The 862-nt window shown below is 31.3% G+C and carries 1 protein-coding gene; it reads right to left on the bottom strand.

Annotated features, from left to right (window positions below):
• Positions 1 to 351: 351 nt before the first annotated feature.
• Entirely contained in the window at positions 352 to 813 is a 462-nt protein-coding gene (locus SB773_RS29860) for a CarD family transcriptional regulator (RefSeq protein WP_002166152.1), read from the bottom strand.
• Positions 814 to 862 lie beyond the last annotated feature (49 nt).

Here is an 862-nt window from a genome sequence, read left to right as displayed (position 1 = left end):
AGATTGATTGTTTTTTCTTCTAGAAATAATGACTTAGATAGTATATTACCTAAAACAATGAAAGCCCTACCTCTCTTTCATCCTTACGGCTCCTTGTCCGTGCCAGTGTGAATCAGGATTGCAAAATCAAGTGACTATTTAATCGAGTTATTTGATGAAACTTCGAACGTTCGTAAAAGAAATTTAAAAATAAAAATGGATTAGATTGAAGTAATAACAAAAGAGGTTCCTACTCTAAAAGTGAGTTAAAGAAGTTGAATGTCTTTGAAATGATTTACTTTTAATAATCATCATATTCCCGAAAAATTCAGGATATTTTCGGGGGATGTAATACATTATCTATAATGAATCTTAACAGAAACTTTTTATTTGATTTTCAGTGATTCCTTTAATTAATCCTAGTTCACTAATCAAAAATTCATGTGCGTTATCCAACATTTTTTTTTCGCTTGTATTAAGTGCCTTTTCTTTCTTCATACGCATTAAATCACGTACAACTTCAGCACCTTCTTGTATTTCACCCGTTTTTATTTTGTCCGTGTTCACTTTATACCTTTGTTTCCACGGCAATAATTTATCTGATTCTCCATGCTGAAAAATTTGTATAATGTGTTTTAATGCAAGTATATCAGTAACTGGGCGTATACTCGAACTTAATATTTTCCCCATAGGAATCATGACTTGCATATTACTGATCGACATTTTTATAACATAATACTGTTGTTTTTTTCCTGAGAATTCTTTTTCTTCTATGGCTTCAATTATACCTGCTCCGTGCATTGGATAAACAATGTTATCGCCAATTTGAAACATATAATCCACCTCCATATATGGTAACCTTCTCAACCTTAACATATATGTG

It is taken from the genome of Bacillus sp. SIMBA_074 (assembly GCF_046534555.1).
Taxonomy (GTDB): domain Bacteria; phylum Bacillota; class Bacilli; order Bacillales; family Bacillaceae_G; genus Bacillus_A; species Bacillus_A mycoides.
This window is presented reverse-complemented; position numbering and strand designations above follow the sequence as displayed.

What these genes read in the sequence shown, in the direction of transcription:
- SB773_RS29860 (WP_002166152.1), bottom strand. Translation starts at nt 813, where the DNA reads ATGTTTCAAATTGGCGATAACATTGTTTATCCAATGCACGGAGCAGGT.